The sequence below is a fragment of the Candidatus Kryptoniota bacterium genome (genome assembly GCA_036567965.1).
Classification (GTDB): domain Bacteria; phylum Bacteroidota; class Ignavibacteria; order Kryptoniales; family JAKASW01; genus JAKASW01.
Window position 1 is genome coordinate 1 of record DATCTN010000016.1, and the last position, 20,703, is coordinate 20,703.

Consider the following 20,703-nt stretch of genomic DNA (forward strand, 5'->3'; position numbering starts at 1 on the left):
TCACCGCATCCAGCTTGAACTGCCGGTCGTACGTCTTTCTCTTCTTCTCTGTCTCCATTTCCAGTCTCCTCTACGAGGTCGTAGACCTCCTTCACGAAGTTACTGGCTTTTCTCCTTGTCTACAAAACGGGGTAAGGTCCACCTATAAACACCCACTCGCTTTCAGCTCATCAACTAACTTCCATACCGGCATATCAAGGGAGATTTTCAACTTCTTCCCGAAGTGAGATTTGAGTTTACTTCTTAATTCTCGCTCACTTATTTTAAACAAGTCGTAAAGTGTACCATAATCTGACATAAACCACGGCTGTAAGCGAGCATCAGGCTCGATTATCTGTACTAGATTTTTTATCTCTCGCTCGCGTTTGATAACTCCCTTCTGATATTTCGGGTTAGGGTGCTTGTGCAGAATCCCGATACAACGAGCCGTACTTTTACCTCTCGATCGGAACATAAAGACTGTCCTTCCAGGAGAAATTTCCGGATAAATCGTATCCGTTTGTTGAATTCTTGATCCAAAATGTACCGCTCAATCCACGAATGACTTTCACGCTGTCTTTGCCACTCAGAGAATCAGGAAACGAAAATTGTTGCGCAAATCGGTGCGAGTCATTCATGCTCTCCGGACCTATGTAATCGATGATTACGTTTACGCCGTAAGAATTCTTCATGAAAAGCGAAATGTTGTCTAATGCGCCAGGAGAATTTTCAAAGTGATATACCAGTGAAAAGGTCACGAAGGTCCGCAGGTTGTTTGTGCTCGAATCTCTTTTCACGCTCGCATTTGTTCCAATGCTGTCAACGATGAACACTCCTGTTTTTGAAGATGGCGTGATTATGTTATCCCCTTTATTACATGACGTAATAAAGATCGATCCTGCAATTGACAATATGAAGAGGTGTTTATTCATGGGAATCCGATAGTTCAGTTGACCTGCTGTGCACAACTGATAGTATTATTCTTCCTTTTACTTCTCTCCTTGTTGGTTTCACAATGTACTTTCATCGCAGGCATTCGTGTTCAAGGAACATGTCGAATAGTTGATGAAGAGAAGGAAAGCGTCCGCAATTACTGCACTGAAATGAAAAACTTCAGCGAATCGATTGGTGGAACATTCGGCTCCCAACCACGATGTTCGACCATTACTACTAAACATGTTCCTGGCTTCATCGTACGGAAAAAGAAACTCTCGACGGTAAGGCCGCCAACCTGATTCCAGTTACCACTTTTGGGTCTGTAATTTGTGCTATCGATTCTTGCGACGATCGAATCGCTCACTGAATAGTCCCACTGGTAACCGGCATCAGCCGATAGATCCAACTCCAAAAGGAACCTTTGATTAGTACTATATGCAAGGGTCTTTCCACTGATAGTTGAATCCAGTTTCGGTTCAGTTGGAGAAAGAGAGTTACCGCTCTTGTTACAGCCGACGAACGTTATTAAAAGGACTGATACGATTAGAGTATATCGCATAGGACCTCCCAATTACTTGCTGAAGTGGCCACAAATCCCTTTCCACAACTTTAACGGACGCATGAAATTAAGTCAAGTCCGATGAAATGGGTCCCAACCAAAGTCCTTTTACATAAGTGTGCTACCCACATGGGTTTTACATGTAGGGTGGAACAGGTCCAGGCAGATATTCTTTTTGGGAATCTTGAACAAACTGTACGCAGTGTCAAGTTGCAATTTCATAAAGGGTGATGACAAGCTTGATATTTGAGCAATGGGCAGTTAGATTAGCTCGTCAGGCAAAAGGGCTGTACATCTTCCGGAACTCCTCTTTCCAGGGAGTACGAAGATAATTAGGTATCATCTACATGTAAACCAAAACGTGCGGGCGAGAACGATAACCCTTTAAACATACACTCCTGACAAGTTTGGAGTATTTGATATATATGATCAATGACGACACCTTCGTTTTTGGAGAGAGGTTCCCGAAAAATCACATAAGCGTGAAACTTAGAAGGAGGTTAGAAGTGAAGAAGAATCTACTTTGTGCTGCAGCGGCAATTATGTCGCTTTTCGTGTTCTCGTCGTGCACAAACGACAATCCGGTGGCTGCAGCTGACCCCAGTGGCACAATAACCACCAATATCAATTATTATGCAAATCCAACGCCCATTACATTGTACCAGGGTCTAGCAGACGATGGTCCTTATCAGGGTGGTTGGGGAGTACAATGTCCTTATCTCATGATAGTAGCAGGAATGAATGTCTCGTTGAATTTTGTGTTCAATGTTGGCATAAATGGGGTTCTCGATTTTTCAACCAATCAAGGTACTACCTGGTATAGTGGTGGAACTGAGGTGGCGGACGTTGGAAAAGTAAATGGTTTAGGTGATGTTACTACTAAACCAACATCTGGTTGGGCGTCTACTTGCGCCATTCAAGTAGGACACGGCTACGTTATTAGATTTAAGAAATCCAAAAATTATGCAACAGCTAACCTGCCATATTTGTATGCTCGAATATATGTTGTGGAATGGGTGGAGGATGTGTCGAATGAGATTATCGGGGCCAAAATGAAATATCAGGTTCCGTTTTAGAGAGAATTTTTCTCTTGGCTCTGGAAGTTTGTCCGGTATGGAGAGAAAGGGATGAAGAGTCGAGGAAAAGAAAGCCGGTAACTGCGCACTTTTGAAATGGAGACGGGCGCGTATCTCTTTGCGGCGGCGAATAACTATCCTGAGCCTACTACCAGCGTCTGGATACGACCTCTGTTGCAAATGATTACTTCTATCCAAAATGGATTAGCAGGGGAGCCTCAACTTTTTTCGCTTGGGCAAAACTACCCGAATCCATTTAACCCAAACACCGTGATCAACTATCAATTAGTAGAAAACAGCTTTGTGAGGTTGAAGGTTTACGATATTCTGGGCAGAGAAGTCAAATCACTTGTCAACGAACGTCAAACCGCAGGGAGTCACAACGTGACATTCAGCGCGAGCAATCTTCCCAGCGGAGTCTACTTCTACAGGCTTTCCGCAGGATCCTCCGAAGGAGTCCTTCGTGACCTTACGGGACAAGCAGGAACCTTCACACAAGCCAAGAAGATGATCTTGACAAAGTAACCTTAGTTTGATTGACGATTGTAGGAGTTGAGGAGGCGGATCGCAAGGTCCGCCTTTGTTTTGGAAAGCTAGTAGAGGCCCGAACAACTCAACCCAGAACCCCATTTCGCTTCATAAAATCTGCAACGAATTTTGTCCCAAAGATATTTGTGTACGATCGTTGACAGATGCTTGACCGCGTGTGCACTTTCGAGGGCTCCGATATTGGATGGATTCGCATTCGGATCAAATATATCCACGCTCGTTTGATTTTAGAGAATAGAAGGACAATCGTACAATTAACCTTTCCGTTCTGTAGGGTACTGTCGAATTCAGAGTGACACTGCAAGCGTTCTCTACGAATTGACGTGCCCCCAAAGTAATCGAGTGTATTATTAGTGCGAACGTCGGATCACTGACTTCATGTTGGTACATCATTCAGGGGCTGTTCGTGCCGGATATTCCGAAACCTACACGGGGTGGTTACCTCTTTGTATCGCTGTCCGCATTTAGGTGGAGTTGGGTATCGCTTTTGTGGCAGTTTCTTCATCTTTTCTCGGCGCGGGTATTGAAGCATATATTCCAGAAATGTTCGGCGAAGAATGATCTGAAAGACCAAAAGGTCATTTAGTTGATGTGACATGCCGAATTAGTTCTTTAAGCTGTCCTGTCGATCCAAAGAGCGGCGTGCAAAATCCCTCTTAGCTAGGGCCGCGGGTGGATTGGTTTATTAGATTCTGGAATGACATTTGGAACAGGTCAACCCCAGGCAACATAAACGTTGGTGGAATTATCTGACAGGTGTCTATCGGATGATATTCAGGTGAAAATGGTGCGAAGATCGCGGACTTACAGTGTGTTCATAAAAGAATCAAAGGAGTGCGGACGCCATCAAGACGAGTAAACGTGCATTGCTAGTGACGCTTAGACTATCTATCGGAGAATTGTTTAAGCGAGAAGGCCAATTATGAGGAGGAGGCATGATTAGAAGGATTTTCGTTTTTGCATCTCTCCTGGTTATCTTGACTCTCTGTATCTCCTGCCAACAAACGGCATATGGACAAATCAGGACGCCGGAGAAGTATTCGCTTTTGACGGCAGGTTCCGATCAGGAGATAACTTGGAACACACAAGGGGATTCGGCCAGTATTATACTCCTGCAATTCTCGACAGATGGGGGAGCCAACTGGGACTATATCGGCACCTCCGGAGTGTTAGCAGGTACGTATAACTGGGTCATTCCTGTCACAATCAATTCATGGGACTGTATGATCAGGATGGAGCAATACAATGGTAGCCGTTATGAAACAATTGCGTCGACTGGGATCTTCTCAATTAATGCCCTGGATCCAAGTGCTTATGCTCAAGGGGTTTTCTCCCACCATCCGATAATTCATCGCAGTGACATCGTCAGAAGCCACACCCCGAATGGCTGGGGACGAAAGTAGCCTATTGAACAGGGTGTACCAAAAAGCCGAGATAACATCCCTCCACGACACGTGGAAAGCTATTGGTTTCAATCAGAGAGCACGAGTCGTCCGTAACCGTAATAAATAGCAGACCCACACCGACCTTACAGTGACGTCCTGATAAACGCACACCTCAATGAAGTGCGCGCTTTACTACCTTCACATTTGTACTCGAATCGGGGAGAGCTCAACGGGCGGTCGCCTTTCAATTGAAATCCGGGCGACTTCCTGCAAGTACTTAGGGCTGAAGAGTGGTAAGTCCGCGCCTTACAGACAATAATACTCTGACTCGATTTGAATGGTTCTCCATTGTTCACTTTCTTTTGTCATCTTGAGACCCGACGATTCGCAGTCGGGTCGAAAGATCTGGAGCTCCTCAAGGCCAATCAGACTCCATGGCAGGGCATCATAAAGATTGGTACGAGGTACAAGACTCATTCCTTACTTTAGTGCCGTTAGGCACGACCTATTTGTAAACCGCGATAAAAAATCTAATTACAGCTCCGTTAGGAGCGACCTGTAACGAACCACAATCGTTCCGCGACGCTTATCGAACCCTCTTTTCGCGGTAGTATCTCAGTTTATAATCCATTGTCATGCTCCGATCCAAAGGATTCCGTTGGAAAGGAGTCCTTCGGACTGAACTTGTCCCGCCATGCGCCTACGCACCAGAGCGCTTCCGCCTGCACTTCGTTCCGGCGGACGGGCCGGCGCGTAGACGTGTCTCCCGCGTTTTAATTTAACCACAGAGACACAGAGGCACGGAGATTGTACGGAGCTTTAATCAATATTCTTCCCTCCGGTGTCTCAGTGTCTCTTGAGGCTTAACCACAGAGGCAGAGAGGACCCAGAGAATGCACGAAGCTTTGATCATTATTTCTCCCTCTGTGTCTCCGTGCCTCTCGTGGTTTAATTTAAACCTCGCCTCCCTTCTTGTAACAACCCTTCCAGACTTTTACATTACGAAAGAATTTCAAAAGGAGGCTTTGCATGTTCATCTTCTACGCAATCATTGTCTATAGGCATAGCAGGCCTATCATGATTTGCCATGTGTTCAGCCACTCCTGATTTGCAATTGTATCGGCCACTCGATAAAATTCAAAGGTTTTTGATCTAAGGGCGATCCACACAACTTAAGAGGAATTGGGCACTCTGTAGATGACTCGAACGAAGAGAGTGATGTGCAGTAATGAGCTCGCTCTTATCAACGATACTAAGAAATTACTCCAATCGATACTCTCCGGCAAACAATTCGAAGTTGAGTTGAACTCCCTCGTCCATCTCTGCCATTCGCTGGCGATCCCTTATGTTGCAAAGCGGCTGAACAAGGACTCGATACTCAGGGGAACACTCGGCCTCGATGTTTCCGACTTCGCGTACGATTGCATCGCCGACCTCTTCGCGTTTTCGGGAAGCGGACAGTTCCCGCATTTCCATGCATACTTCGCCGCGTTTCCTCTCGCATCCTTGAGCGACGCGGAGGCTGTTTCTCATTTGAGGCGGCTTGTCTTCTCTCATGCGAACCAGGGAATATTTCGTCTCTATAATCAGGTCGATCCGACATTAGGTAAGATCATAAGGAACGTAAAGCTCGCCCTGCAGGAATTCACGAGCCTCGAGTTGGTCGAGCAGTTCGGCGAGCAGCGCCTTGCTCCTTCGGGATGCGATCAACTCATTCAATTCCGTACTCTCGATGCTGTCGAGCTTGAGACGGGGCTCGGCAAGTATCTCCATGGCACGGAAAATATTCCGTTCATGCTCGGCAAGCTGGCGCTTTTTCTTCGGGAGCAGGAATACACTTCGCGCGTCGTTTCACTGACAATCGTGGCCATTGTGTTTCGATCTCTCTACAAACGTGCGGCTGATGTGGACCTGAACCAGGACATGGAGAAGGTGGAGACGGTAAGCGATGACTTGAATGGAGTCATTCGAAAAGCCGTAAAGAGCACAATGAAGAGAGCACAGAATACCTATGCTAGAAAGAAGAATATGGACGTTGGCCTGCTGGAAGTTTATTTCAGAGTGATAGAAAAAAGATTCGTGCTGATTCACTCAGGCGACGGCGTTGAGGTAGGACTGCGGGAATTGTTGAAGGAGCATTTCCCTGACATGTCCGCCGACGAGTATAAGAAGAAACATAGAAGCAGACTGGAATATCTCTCGAGGCTGACAGGACTCGAAGTTGGCAAAGAACTCAGGGAGATCTAGATTTTCAGCGACCTCAGAGACATGAAAGGACTATATAAATAGTGAAACATATCGAAGAACATGTTCTCGAGCTCCTTGTGCTGGGAGAGCCGTCTGCGGTAAAGCTGGAGAAGGAAATTCGAGCACACCTCGATGAGTGTTTGGGGTGCAGAGCAATTTACTCCGAAATACACGCCTACTACGATGATGTGAAGCGAGAATATGCGAAGTCGAATGAACCGCACAAATCGACGGCGAGCGCGATTGTTCCGAGGAAGAGGGAGGTGGAACCGTATCTCGAACCCGTTCACACGTCAGATGTAGTGTTAAGCGAAGTGACGGTGCCGACGATTTGGCGAAGAGTCGGAAATTTTACAAGAAGTCACCCAGCTGTAAGTTTTTTCTTTGGGGTTATGCTTATTACCCTGTTGGTCATCGGTGTTAGGTCCTTTATAAAAGTGTCTGAAAATCCGTCCTACTTCTATTACAACACAAAGACGAATGATGTAGATATATACAGCAGTGACGACAAACTGCTATGGTCTATACCTGCGTATGATGCTGCTATCTATAAGTACAATGACGCCAGCCTTGACCTTCATCAAACGATTTTAGCAGATCTTAATGGCGACGGAAAGAACGAAGTCATTACCACTGCACAACCCCGCAACGGCCAGAAGCCAAGTCATATGAGAATGTATGATTGGAAGGGTAATCTTCTTCAATCGTTCATATTCAAAGTCCGAAATGTCACGTTCAGGGGTGAACATTACTATTCCCCTTTTGAGCCGGACAAGTTACTGTCGATCAGGATGCCTGACGGCATTAACAATCTGTTCGTTTACGCAACCGGCGGCCGATCTCCTTCCTTTCTGGCGCGACTCGATTATAATCTGAACGTCATCGGAAAATACTGGCACTACGGCAATTTCACGCCGTTTTCTATTGACGTAAAGCATCATGGAACCCAGGAGATCGCAATTACCGGGACAGACGATTTGCATGATATGAGCGGGGGTAAGTTTAATTTCCTGGCAATCTTGGACCCTTCGAAGATAATCGGGGATAAGGAATGTCTGGAGACTCCTGGATTCGGATTTGAACCTTCAGAAGCGGAGCTGTACTACATCAGGTTTCCTAAGTCGGACATAGAAACATCACAAGCGGTAGGTGGCAGATCATATGTCATGAGGCAAACCGGCGATAGTCTTATTCATGTCAAAGTCCAATCAGTTCCGGACGATGCCCTTTCCGGGTCATGGGGATTTGAATTCCTCTTTTACGAGGGGGACATGAGCGTCAGGGATGTGAAGTTCGCGAGCCCCACTCCCGAGACTTTTGAGACGCTCAAGAAAGAGGGGAAGGTTCGTGGAGTGTTTGGCATGCACTACCTTCAAGCATTGAAAAAAGGCGTCGAGTACTGGAACGGCGCGAGATGGGTGCATGTACCTACGATGATACAAAGGGGACCGTTCGCCGCTAATTAAAGATAATCTCTCCCGAGCGGTTTCAAATTCCCACTTTTCAGAGAGTCCTGCCATTGAATCCCGATAGCACCGGCTAGCTTCCACTCCTTAACGTTTACCATTTTCAGCAGGGTGGTTTATCTGCAATGACAAGAAGTAAGAATAAGACTCGGGTTGGTTTCACTCAGACGTTGCAGACTATGGACGACTATAAATTCCGTTGTAGCCGATGTGGATCGGGGATCCAACATGCGGACGATCCCATCGTCATCGTTGCACTTAATGAATTGTACAAGAATGCCGAATTTGCGATTTGCCGTGACTGCATGACTCAGGAAGAAAAGGAAAGGGCGCTGGATGTCATCGTGCAAAAACTGGTCGATTACTACGCCTCCCAAGGAATGGAGGCGTCAATAAGAATTGGCCAAGGCGGGCGCCAGCGGTCGAACCAATTGTGAGTACTTGCGACAACTAAACGCTGGTAGCTTCCGCCCATTCATCCATCGGCATGATCGGAAATCCAAACGCAGCTTATCTCTTCAATGGGAGTACAGATTACATTCTGGTTAATAAATCGAGCACTTTTCCTGATAATGCTATCACGATTACCTTCTGGTTCGACAGAGAAGGAATTATCCCGACAGGATTATAGAATTATGTTTCAAAAGAGGACGCGTTTCAATCTTACCTTTATTCAGACTCTACGATAAGCACGGGTGTTTACCTTGGTTCACCGGGTGCCTAGGAAATTCTAAATTGAGGTGGTAAAAATCATTTGAGAAATTTTCAGCAGAGTACTTCCTTTGTTAGGAATAGTGTGTAATGATCTGCAGCAATGTAAAACTAAGGGAGGATTCCGTGAAAAGATTGACAGCAGTTGTTCGGTACCTGACCGCCATAACACTACTTTCATCTCTCGAAACTCTGGCACAACAGACATTCAATGTTGCTGACTACGTGGGTTATGCGGACGTTTATGTTGCGGACTCGACAGATAACTGGTCTCATCTGCTTCGTAGGTTGCAGCAAGACAATGACAATGGGTGGACTGATGGCGCTACATCTTGGTCGAGATTTGAAACATGGAGAAGCCAGGCTGCAAGCGGAGGTACAATGGAACAATTTGTAATAGATGCTCCAACTTCCGATTACGACATAGCCACGGTGGGAGATTTCACCGTTTACGGTCTCAGGACAATTCAAGGTTTCTTTGGTCTGAGAGATGGTAGATCCACGGATTATGCCGATGTAAGATTCGTAATACAAGTAGAGACAGATAGCCTTCATTATGTCACTCTTATTGATAGTACCGTTACTGCTGATGAGCCTGCTGGATGGAGAGCATTTAGCATGGACGTTTCTTCGTACCACTTTGGGAAAGTAAAGCTGAGATTTATTACTGATCCGAATGGCGTCACGTGGGAGGATTGGTCAGAATGGGCTGATGTCTCGGTGTCCGCTGATTCCGTAGTCTGGGGATCTATTGGAACAACTCGAAATGTAACATTCCAAGCTGATATGTCAAGACTTATTGCGGCCGGGTTCAATCCGTCGAATGATACAATAAGCGTGTGCGGAGGCTGGCCACCGTTAAGCTGGTCTAACAACATGCTCATGTCACAGGACTTGTCTAAGCCCAATATTTACAAGCTGACGGTTACGACACATCTCCCTATTGGAGCAAATTTACAGTACAAATTTCATGCGAGCCCGGAAGGGTTGTTCATAAGCTATGGCTGGGATACACTTTCAAATAATCGGTACCTCATTTTCCCGGATTACGACACGACGCTAGCTGCAGTAGATCCTGCAATCTGGTTTCTCGCCGAAACACCTCTTTCCGTTTCCGCCACGAACTTCAGAGCAGTTTCATCAGATGGCTCCGTAGTTCTATCCTGGCAGACTCAATCGGAAATTAATAACCTGGGCTTCAATATTTTCAGAAAAGATTCACAAACTGGCACCTCTTCTCTGATTGCTGGTTACATTTCAAATAAATCTCTGCAAGGTCTCGGTACATCCACGACTGGCAGGAGTTATTTTTATTCCGATGGGCATGTTGCTTCTGGGCACACTTATGAGTACACGGTCGAAAGTGTGGCTTCAGACGGAACCAAGAAAGATTATCCTGCGATACAAGTGACGGTTAATGTTCCAAAGGTTTACGCTTTGTACCAGAACTATCCCAACCCATTCAACCCGACGACAACGATCAGTTATGATCTCCCGAAGGCTAGTCATGTGACAATAACGCTGTATGATATGCTCGGAAGAGAAGTGACGACGATTGTCGATGCACAGAAGGACGCTGGATCATACCTGGCAGTGTTCGGTGGTTCTCGGTTTTCCAGTGGTGTTTACTTCTACAAGATAAGTGCGGGTCCGTTCACGCAAATCAGGAAAATGGTTTTGATGAAATAGCCGCCTCCTTCTATTGCTGACCCTTGGTGCTCAGATCCAGTATGTCCCCTTCTTCAAAACGGGGCTGAGGGCATCTTGAGATGTACGGAAAGCCTTCGCTTCGCAGCAGCGCTACAAACTTATTTCCGTAGAGCACAATAACTTTGAGGAATATAAAGTGAAGATCGCCGGGGCGACTGCAATACTAAAACCAAAAGAAAAACTTCTCAGCAAGCCAGGGCATTTGCAACGAATGGAGATGGACAGGAGTTTACAGGAACTAATCAGTCGAGGAGCATCTTATGAAGATACCAGTTTCAATTCCCTTGTTGGTCCTAGTAAGCATCTTACTTCTATCAGTTAAGTCAAGTGCCTATCGAACCGTCGCCCCTGCCTTCAATAGGAATAACGAAGTATTTTCTACACGACTCCACAGCGGCAAATCCTGTGGCGGAAATATTATTCATCTGCTTCCGACATCGAATTATCCAATTCGAAGATCCGTTCCCAAGCTGGGAGATGTCGTGGGGAATGAACTGAGGGGTAAAATGATCAATCCGGATAAGGCGACGAGCTACACAACTCAACTTTATTTGCTTGACACTGTGGTCGTCTTTTCCACTGACTCGGAACGCTATGCTTACTCATGGGATGGCGGCGGGAAGATTCTTACCGAATCAGACCAAAAGCTGGAAAATGGTCAGTGGGTAGGTATAGCGGATTATTCTTCTACATATGACCCGGATGAAAAATGCCTTACCTCCTGGTATGAACAGTGGCAGGACGGTCAATTGACCTCCTCATCTTATCGTGATACGTATGAATTTTATGCCAATGGGGAAATGCTTACGGAATTGGTTGAGACATGGAACGGCACTCAATGGACCAATGATAGTCTTAAGACCTATAGTTACGATGCGGCAGGCAATCATATTGGAATACTCATACAGTTATGGGAAACAGGTCAATGGGATAATTCGTTTCGGTATACGTATTCATATGACAGCACGGACAAGAACTTCGCGGAGTTGATGGAACAATGGGATGGTGTCCATTGGATCAATAACCGTCGGGATTTCTTCAGTGATTCTACCGACGAAAAAGGTGATTCCATTCATACAGACGTGTATCAGATTCCGGTGGACACCTCGTGGGGTGACACTTCGTGGGTCAATTATTCGCGCTATACCTACACGTATGCTCCCACAGGGACACTGCTCGGGTTCGTTCAGGCATTCTGGGGGACTAGTGGGTGGTTTAACACGGTTACGGGTTCATTTCTTTACACACTTACGTATGATCAGCAGGGCAACATACTTACAATGTTGGACCAGTACTGGACGAGCGGGCAATGGACTGATCTCTCCCTAGACACATACACGTATGATGCCGTGGGACATATGCTTACTGATTCAGAGGCGGTGTTGATGGGGGGAACGCAATGGACTCCGAGGGCAAAATATGTTCAGACTTGGGATTCTAATGGAAATTTGCTTACATGGACATTTGAACCTTGGGGAAACTCACAGTGGACGAACTATGAGCGGGACACTCTTGGTTATGATTCAGATGGGAACCAAATACTTTATCTGCACCAATCGTGGACGGGTTCTTCCTGGTTGACCTCCGTCGGCAGTGGCGCTTACGATTATTCAGAAGTTCTGAACATTAATGGCTATTATTTTCAGTATCATGGAGATAAGGTTACATATAGCTACAGTCTTACAACCGTCACCGCCGCGTCTTCCAAAAGCGACAAGGTCCCGATTGAATTTTACTTAAGTCAGAACTATCCTAATCCTTTCAATCCGACCACTACAATTTCTTATAATCTGCAGAAAGCGGGGCATGTGACCTTGAAAGTGTATGATGTTCTGGGAAGAGAGGTCGCGACACTGTTTGATGGCTTCAAGACTGCGGGAAGCCACACCACATCATTCGATGCTTCCGCGCTGGCGAGCGGTGTATACTTTTATAGAATTGTCGCCGGTCAATTCGTTTCAACAAAGAAAATGCTCTTGATGAAATAACCCATTCTCGACATAACTGTATTAATGAGGGTCCCGCCACATAGCTTGGCGGGACTTTCTTCTTTTTGACTTCCCGGCTTGCTTTGAAATAGGATCCGTATTCTCTCTACATCTCCATAGAGCATCCGTTCGAGCGGATGCTTCACGGTGCATAGAACCCGTCGTGTAACGGACGGGTTTAAATTCTTAAGCTAGCCGTCCGTTTCAACGGATGGCGTGAGAAAGCCTCTCACCTTGCAGGCAGGAGCAGGAGGTTTTTAGGTTTCACCCTCCCAGATTAAACCGTCGTTGCGAAGTCGGCCCGCTCCTCCGGCCAACGGCGGACGACGAAATCCGCTCGACGAGTCCCTACGGGTCTATCGACCCGAAGGGTCGTAGACGAGTATTCGACCTCCGCGGCCAATCCCCCCGGACTTGACCACCAAAGGTAAACGCGCCCGCAATTCGGCAAAGCGTTGGACACGGCTCCGCCTCACTAAGTGCCGTCAGGCACGACCTATTTGTAAACCGCGATAAAAAATCTAATTGTAGCTCCATTAGGAGCGGCCTGTTTGCCTGACTCCATCAACCATCTCACCAGAGTCACATCTGATGTAACATTCGCAGAGGCTTTGAGAAGATTCCTCGTCGTCACCAGGCTGATTCCCACAAGACTCCTCGGAATGACAATTCTTAGTTTGTTTTCTTTCCGCGAAAGGTCCGCCTTGGGTCGAGAGATCTGGGGCTCCTCAAGGCCAATCGGACTCCATGGCAGGGCATCATAAAGATTTGTATGAGGTACAAGATTCATTCCTTACTTTAGTGCCGTTAGGCACGACCTATTTGTAAACCGCGATAAAAAATCTAATTACAGCTCCGTTAGGAGCGACCTGTAACGGGTGACAAGCGTTTCGCGACCCTTGTCGAACCCTCTCTCCTTGTAACAACCCCTCCCGACTTTTACATTACAAAAAGAATTTCAAAAGGAGGTTTTGCATGTTCATCTTCTACGCAGTCATCGTCATCTTAATTCTCCTTATCATGTGGGTAGTCGGAAAGTATAACACCCTCATCACACTTCGCAACCAGGTCACCAACGGCTGGAAACAAATCGACGTCCAGCTGAAAAGAAGACACGACCTGATTCCTAACCTTGTACAGGCAGTCAAGGGAGAAATGCAGTTCGAACAGGATACACTCCAAAAAGTTATAGAAGCCCGCAACTCCGCCATCTCCGCGAAAGGAGTCGCCGATTCTGCGGGCAAAGAAGATTTACTCTCGGGCGCACTCAACAAATTGTTCGCGCTTGTCGAGAACTACCCGAACCTGAAAGCGAACGAGAACGTGAAGCAGCTCCAGGAAGAAGTGACGAGCACAGAGAACAAAATCTCATTCGCAAGACAGTTCTACAACGACATCACCACAAAGTTCAACATAGCCCAGCAGGTCTTTCCGGGCAACATCGTAGCGACGATGTTCAATTTTAAGGCATCCGAACTCTTCGAGATAAAGGCGGAAGCCGACCGCGAAGTCCCGCCCGTCGATTTATCACTTCGCCACTAACGGCGGCTTTAAAGCCGCCGATAATCCGGAGACTATCTGGTGGATGATGTCAGGAACATCTATGAAGAGCAGGCGCACAACAGGCGGGCCACCATTCTTATCATGGCGGCCTTCATCCTTTTCTTAGGGCTCCTCGGTCTCGGGTTCGACGTGTTCTTTCTCGACACGGTGAACGAGGATACATTCTTTCCTATCGGCACCCTTATCGCCATCGCGATCGGTGTTATCACGGCATCGTGGAGCCTGCGAAGCGGCGCAAAGGCGGTACTCAACTCGACTCATGCTGTCCCTGCCGACCCGGCTGATCCCAAACAGAAACAGCTTCTCAATGTGGTTGAAGAGATGAGCATCGCTTCCGGACTGCCGAAGCCGCAGGTCTACATAGTACCCGATCCCGATCCCAACGCGTTCGCGACGGGGAAGGACCCCGGTAACAGCTCGATCGCAGTTACGCAGGGGCTTCTCGATACGCTCAACAGGGATGAGCTCCAGGGTGTAGTGGCACACGAGATGAGCCATATCCGCAATTACGACATCCGGCTCATGACTGTGATCGCGGCATTGGTAGGAGCGATACTTCTCCTCTCCGACTGGGCAAGGCGCGGCATGCTCTGGGGCGGCGGGAGGCGCCGCTCCCGGAGTTCGGGCGGAGCGGTTGCTATTGTCCTCCTTGTGATCTGGATTATCGGGGTCGTACTTGCTCCGCTTATAAGTCAGATCATGGCGATGGCAGTTTCACGCAAGCGCGAATATTATGCGGACGCTTCGGGCGCCGAGCTGACAAGGAACCCGCTCGCGCTTGCAAGTGCGCTTCAGAAACTCGATGACGCTTCCGCGCCGACTGAGTCGATCAAGCGCGGCGCGGCTCACCTGTGCATCGTCGATCCGCTCGGGCGGAGGATGAACGCGAAAGAAGGACGCGCGGCGGATCTGTTCGCCACGCACCCGCCGACATTCAGACGAATCGCTCTTCTTAAGGCGATGGCGTACGAGACGAAGCCGGGCGCGCCGGAACAAAAGCTGGCACAGCCGGGGACACCACAAGCACCCGCTCAGTAAGATATACCTGTAGCCGCGGATGAGCGCCCCGTCTCCCGTGGGCCGGGTCTTCGACTTGCGCCATCCGGCCATATATATTTATTTCGGACCGGACTTGAGGTTTATCCCTCACCTCGTGCGGGGTCCGCGCCTTACAGACAATGATACTCCGGTTCGATTTGCAGGATTCTCTCTTGTCCAATTTCTTTTGGTCGTCCAAAAGTCCCGCAGTATGCCTACGCGCCGGAGCGCTTCGGCGCGCAGGTGCGGGATCCCTTACATATGAAAGTATTACTGAGCGGGAAAAATGGACTGAAAGTCCGCCTAAGGTCGATGACACGTCTACGACCCTTCGGGTCGAAAGACCCGTAGGGACTCGTCGAGCGCATGCACATATGGGGGACATTAGTACCTTCCGGCACCTGTCGCGACCTTAGTGAGGATGTCAAGACAGAGGCAAGTAAAAGAGAATCATCAAGTTTTAGGGCATATTACTTGTCCACTTTCTTTTGCTCGTCCAAAAGAAAGTGGACTGAAAGAAAAGGACGCCCCGCGAAAATGATCCCGACTATCGTCCCGTCCAAATATTTGTGTGTCGGGATGCCGCAAGGCGGCATCGGGACCGTCCCGTGCTCAGTTGTATGCGATTTTTTGAATAGCGATGTCAATACCTACGTTTGACAAAAAATCGCTGTAACCAGTTGTGGAGCTGAAATAGAGTGTTCCCCTTCAACAGGACTTCATTTTCGCAAGGGGATGATATACGTTCTGCGTGAATTAGCAGAATATGACTAATGAATGCTTTCGACATGATACTACGTGTTTGTGGACTGAGGGATTTACTTTACCGCATGGGGTGTCAGGGATCTTCTTGGTTAAGTTGCAAATAATGTTCGAGAAGGCATTCGAAAAAAATGGCGATTAGGAAATTTCCTCCGGTGCTCTAACCTAGCCCTAACAAACAAATCGCCGACGCCGATAGGCGGAGGCTTGATTTGTTTCCAACTCAAGCGGAAATTTCCAGCCATTTTTTCCGAGAGCCTTGACTTTTTCTTTGGTACTTTCTTTTGTGTCAAGACAAAAGAAAGTACATAAGCAATCATCGTGTCAAGTACAGTGTCTCTTGTCCACTTTCTTTTGTCATCTTGAGACCCGACGATTCGCAGTCGGGTCGAAAGATCTGGAGCTCCTCAAGGCCAATCGGACTCCATGGCAGGGCATCATAAAGATTGGTATGAGGTACAAGACTCATTTCTTACTTTAGTGCCCTTAGGCACGACCTGTTTGTAAACCGCGATAAAAAATCTAATTGCAGCTCCGTTAGGAGCGACCTGTTCGCCTGGCTCCATCAACCATCTCACCAGAGTGACATCGAATGACAATTCTCCGTTTGTTCCTCTTCCGGGAAAGGTCCGCCCTTTGGACGGAGATCCGAAGTCGCAAAGGTCGCAAAAGGTAATATATTTATTCTCTGTTTCCTCCGTGCCTCCGTGCCTGCACGCCGGAGTATCATCAGGGTTGGTTCCGGCACGCAGGCGTGTCTCAGTGGTTAAACTGAACCACAAGCATCGGCATCCATTGTCCGCCACATTATTTTCTGGCGGAGGACGCCTCGTCAAATCAGGAAACCCCGAAGGGGTCTACAGATTTTGAAGCCGTCGAGTTCATTCGATGGCAGACCTGCATACACTTATTGTTTATGTTGACGGATTAAGCCAAATTACTTACCAGGGCCGGCTGATATAGTCAACAACAGCGATAGTGGGATTTCCGTTTGCATCGTCCCGCTATTTTCCGAATTCGTACTCCGTAGAGAATGTTCGCCTGGGATCGGATGATCCCGGAAGGCTCTACAGTTTCGCGCGTTTGAAGTCGATGACGACGCCAACGGGATGTCAGGGAGCATTAACCCAGCGTTGTGCTGGTGCAATTCCAGCCTGTAATTAACGCCGCAAAAGAGTGAGGAGGGAACAAACATGAAGAGACTCATACCGGGTCCGGAGTCTACACAGGGGCAATTCACAAGTTTTGCCGAAATCTTAAACCATCTCAGGAGGACACTTCTGAAATCCTCCTTACTATCCTTCGCTATCACAGGTCTGCTTGTTTGTTCTGTTCATGCTCAAACCATCTGGAGCAGCAGCAACGGAACGATCACATTTACGAAGGCAAATTACGCCGATTACACACAGGCGGCTAGTCAAGACCGCATCACAGACAATGTATGGATTACACGTGCGGACAATCAACAGATTTTCAATATCAAAACGGAATCGTCGGCTGATGGCCACGGTGGGAGCTCACCGGCAGGAACTGAATGGGCAATTGGGACAACAGCGGACTTTTCTTCGCTGACGTTTACATCGTGGGGAGATGCGATTACATGGGTTCCACCCCTCATGGTAGGCAAGGACATGGTCGTACATCTCATTGCTGATAATATCTATATCGACATCAAATTCCTCTCGTGGAGCCAGAATAGCACGGGCGGAGGATTTTCTTACGTTCGTGCCGGTGGACCACTTGAAGCGGTATCAATACCGGCGCCGCTCTTCTCAGGGACTTCGGAGACGCTTTCGGGTCAAGTGTTTTCTTCAGGGTCGGCGGCGACTGCATATGTACTCCTTGGAACCGCGAGCGGCAATTATACCGACAGCGTTCTGGCTGCACCGTCATCCATTGGCGCCGGCACCCAGACCACGGTGTCTGCCGATTTCTCCGGTCTTGATTCTACGAAGACCTATTACTTCTGCACATCCGCATCTAATGGCGTATTGTACAAGCGGAGCGCGGAGCTCAGGTTCTCTCACCCAAAAGTCTGGAGCAGCAGCAACGGAACAATCATATTCACGAAGGCAGCTTACGCCGATTACACACAGGCGGCTAGTCAAGACCGCATCACAGATGATGTATGGATCACGCGTGGGGACGATCAGCAGATTTTCAATATCAAAACAGAATCCTCAGCTGACGGTAACGGCGGAATCTCACCGGCGGGAACAGAATGGGCGATTGGGACAACTGCGGATATTTCTTCACTCACGTTTACGCCTTGGGGGAATGCGATTGGATGGCATCCACCCGGCATGTTGGGCAAGGACATGGTCGTACATCTTACTGTTGATAATATCTATATCGACATTAAGTTCCTCTCGTGGACGGGAAGGGCCGCCGGTGGTGGATTCTCGTATGTGCGCGCAGTGGGACCGTTTGAAGTATCGTCCGTGGCTCCGCCGCTCATGACAGGTACTTCAGAGACGCTTTCGGGTCAAGTGTTTACTTTAAGTTCAGCAGCTACGGCTTACATTCTGCTTGGAACCAGCAGCGGTAATTATACCGACAGTCTGCTTGCGACGCCGAACTCGGTTGCTGCCGGCACCCAGACAACGGTGTCTGCCGATTTTTCTGAACTCGATACTACGAAGACATATTACTTTTGTGTTGCTGCATCGAATGGAACATTGTACAAACGAAGCGCTGAGCGAAGTTTCTCTCATTTCGTTGGAACCATCTGGAGCAGCAGCAACGGAACAATCATATTCACGAAGGCAGATTACGCCGATTACACACAGGCCGTCAATCAAGACCGCATCACAGACAGTGTATGGATTACACGTGCGAACAGTCAGCAGGTTTTCAATATCAAGACAGAATCATCGGCTGATGGTAACGGCGGAATCTCACCGACAGGAACAGAATGGGCAATTGGGACGACGACAGATCTGGCTTCGTTAACGTTTGGGACGTGGTATAGCACCGTCTGGTCTATCGGTGGTCCGCTGTCCGCTGTTGGTCACGACATGGTGGTTCACCTCATAGCGGATAATATCTATATCGACATTAAGTTCCTCTCGTGGACTTACGGCAACAACGGTGGTGGATTCTCGTATGTGCGCGCCGGGGGACCGCTTGAAGTATCTTCTACTACACCGTCACATGCGACACGCACTTCAGTTACAGTGGGCGGCAAAGTTTTCTCTTTGAGTTCGACAGCGGTGGCTTACGCATTATACGGAACTACCAGCGGCGCTTATACAGACAGCGTGCTTATGACGCCGTCTCCAATCACAGCCGGCTCCCAAACAGATGTCTCTGCAAATCTTTCAGGCCTGAATAATTCAACCGCGTATTATTATTGTACTGCTGCCTCCAATGGAACACTTTATAAGAGAAGCGGCGAGACAATCTTCGCGACTCAGACTACCGAGAATTATGCGTTGGAGTTTGACGGAACCGATGACTACGTATCGCTGCCGGCAAATTTATGGAATAACAACTTCTCTAATGGTACTGCGATAAGTGTCGAGTACTGGTTCAAAGGAACCTGGTTAAGCTCGCCGTATCGGGCTCAGGATTACAGCGGCAATTACTTCGTTCCAGGTTGGGAAAATACCAACGACGGGAATATCTATCATATCATTTCTAACGACGGCGGCACCACCGATGGGGTTTTGATTGGATCAATTTCGACGTTGAACGACAATCAATGGCATCACATTGCAATGACGTGGCAAAAAGCCGGCCTGTTTACGAGCTATCTTGATGGCGTACAGGTGGCGCAACGCGCTGCAGCAAATGTTGATCTTCCCGCGATGAATGTCACGAATTATTTTGGGGCGTATTTCGGAAATGCTGAATTCCTTAGTGGCCTTCTTGACGAAGTGCGAATATGGAATGTCGTCCGGTCTCAAGTCGAGATTCAGTCCACCATGAACGACACCCTTACGGGCACCGAAACAGGGCTTGTTGGTTACTGGCAATTCAACGAATCAGGAACGACCACGACCGCTTACGAACAGATGGGACTCTACAATGGTACCCTGAATAACTTCGCATTTAGCGGCGACGGCTGGGTCACCGACTCGGACCTCGCGCTTCCTGTTCAAGCCACAGACTTTGTCGCGAAAGCAGATATCGGTTCTGTCACGCTTTCCTGGAAAACCGGCTCCGAAGTGAACAACGCTGGATTTAACATCCTCCGCCGGGACGCCGGCATCGGTGCGTTCATTTCAATCGGAGGCTACACAACCAATGCAGCGCTTAAAGGAATGGGCACCAGCACTACCGGAAGGAGTTACACCTTCACCGACACAAAAGTCAGATCAGGCGCTGTCTACGACTACAAGATTCAGTGCGCAACCGCGGACGGGATTGCCAAAGACGTTACGACACTGACAGGCATCCAGGTTGAAATTCCAAAGGATTATGCTCTCTACCAGAACTACCCGAACCCGTTCAATCCGAGTACCACGATACGTTTCGACTTGAAGGAATCATCTACAGTGACTCTTGAGGTCTACAACATGCTTGGACAGAGGGTGATGAAACAGGATTACGGGACAATGAACGCTGGACGATACAACGAGAATATAAACATGGGTCGGTTTACCAGCGGGGTGTATTACTACCGGATTGATGTGTTGGGATCTGATGGACAGAAGTTTGTTTCGATAAAGAAGATGCTGGAGATGAAATGATTTCATCATTTCATCGGAAGTCCGCCGCGCTTTTTGGCGG

At 48.0% G+C, this 20,703-nt stretch carries 14 protein-coding genes; 12 read left to right on the forward strand and 2 right to left on the reverse strand.

Annotated features, from left to right (window positions below):
- Positions 1-227, forward strand: a 227-nt coding sequence (locus VIS48_05895; GenBank protein ID HEY9165677.1) for a hypothetical protein, incomplete at its 5' end; no start/stop codon positions are given.
- 207 nt (positions 228-434) lie between these two features.
- Here the strand turns inward: VIS48_05895 and VIS48_05900 are convergent.
- Positions 435-911, reverse strand: a complete 477-nt coding sequence (locus VIS48_05900) for a hypothetical protein (protein HEY9165678.1) — start codon at positions 909-911, stop codon at positions 435-437.
- Positions 912-1,069: 158 nt separating this feature from the next.
- Entirely contained in the window at positions 1,070-1,474 is a 405-nt protein-coding gene (locus tag VIS48_05905; GenBank protein ID HEY9165679.1) for a protease inhibitor I42 family protein, read from the reverse strand.
- Positions 1,475-1,980: 506 nt separating this feature from the next.
- Between VIS48_05905 and VIS48_05910 the strand changes: the two genes are divergently transcribed.
- From VIS48_05910 to VIS48_05960, 11 genes are all read left to right on the forward strand, one after another.
- Positions 1,981-2,550, forward strand: coding sequence for a hypothetical protein (locus tag VIS48_05910; protein HEY9165680.1), 570 nt, complete (start codon positions 1,981-1,983; stop codon positions 2,548-2,550).
- Between the two features lie 180 nt (positions 2,551-2,730).
- On the forward strand, positions 2,731-3,075 hold the full coding sequence (locus VIS48_05915; protein HEY9165681.1) for a T9SS type A sorting domain-containing protein: 345 nt from the start codon (positions 2,731-2,733) through the stop codon (positions 3,073-3,075).
- Between the two features lie 959 nt (positions 3,076-4,034).
- Positions 4,035-4,502: a hypothetical protein gene (locus tag VIS48_05920; protein ID HEY9165682.1), complete on the forward strand. Its 468-nt coding sequence runs from the start codon at positions 4,035-4,037 to the stop codon at positions 4,500-4,502.
- Between the two features lie 1,179 nt (positions 4,503-5,681).
- Positions 5,682-6,731: a hypothetical protein gene (locus VIS48_05925; GenBank protein HEY9165683.1), complete on the forward strand. Its 1,050-nt coding sequence runs from the start codon at positions 5,682-5,684 to the stop codon at positions 6,729-6,731.
- Positions 6,732-6,772: 41 nt separating this feature from the next.
- Positions 6,773-8,197 carry a hypothetical protein gene (locus VIS48_05930; GenBank protein HEY9165684.1) on the forward strand — a complete coding sequence of 475 codons (1,425 nt, stop codon included), beginning with the start codon at positions 6,773-6,775 and terminating at the stop codon, positions 8,195-8,197.
- 125 nt (positions 8,198-8,322) lie between these two features.
- Complete coding sequence (locus VIS48_05935) at positions 8,323-8,634, forward strand: hypothetical protein (GenBank protein ID HEY9165685.1); 312 nt, start codon at positions 8,323-8,325, stop codon at positions 8,632-8,634.
- Positions 8,635-9,034: 400 nt separating this feature from the next.
- Complete coding sequence (locus VIS48_05940) at positions 9,035-10,597, forward strand: T9SS type A sorting domain-containing protein (protein HEY9165686.1); 1,563 nt, start codon at positions 9,035-9,037, stop codon at positions 10,595-10,597.
- 503 nt (positions 10,598-11,100) lie between these two features.
- Positions 11,101-12,606, forward strand: coding sequence for a T9SS type A sorting domain-containing protein (locus VIS48_05945; protein ID HEY9165687.1), 1,506 nt, complete (start codon positions 11,101-11,103; stop codon positions 12,604-12,606).
- A gap of 981 nt (positions 12,607-13,587) precedes the next feature.
- On the forward strand, positions 13,588-14,148 hold the full coding sequence (locus tag VIS48_05950) for a LemA family protein (GenBank protein HEY9165688.1): 561 nt from the start codon (positions 13,588-13,590) through the stop codon (positions 14,146-14,148).
- Between the two features lie 39 nt (positions 14,149-14,187).
- Entirely contained in the window at positions 14,188-15,207 is a 1,020-nt protein-coding gene (locus VIS48_05955) for a M48 family metallopeptidase (GenBank protein HEY9165689.1), read from the forward strand.
- Between the two features lie 1,955 nt (positions 15,208-17,162).
- On the forward strand, positions 17,163-20,663 hold the full coding sequence (locus VIS48_05960; protein ID HEY9165690.1) for a LamG-like jellyroll fold domain-containing protein: 3,501 nt from the start codon (positions 17,163-17,165) through the stop codon (positions 20,661-20,663).
- The last annotated feature ends 40 nt before the right edge of the window (positions 20,664-20,703 follow it).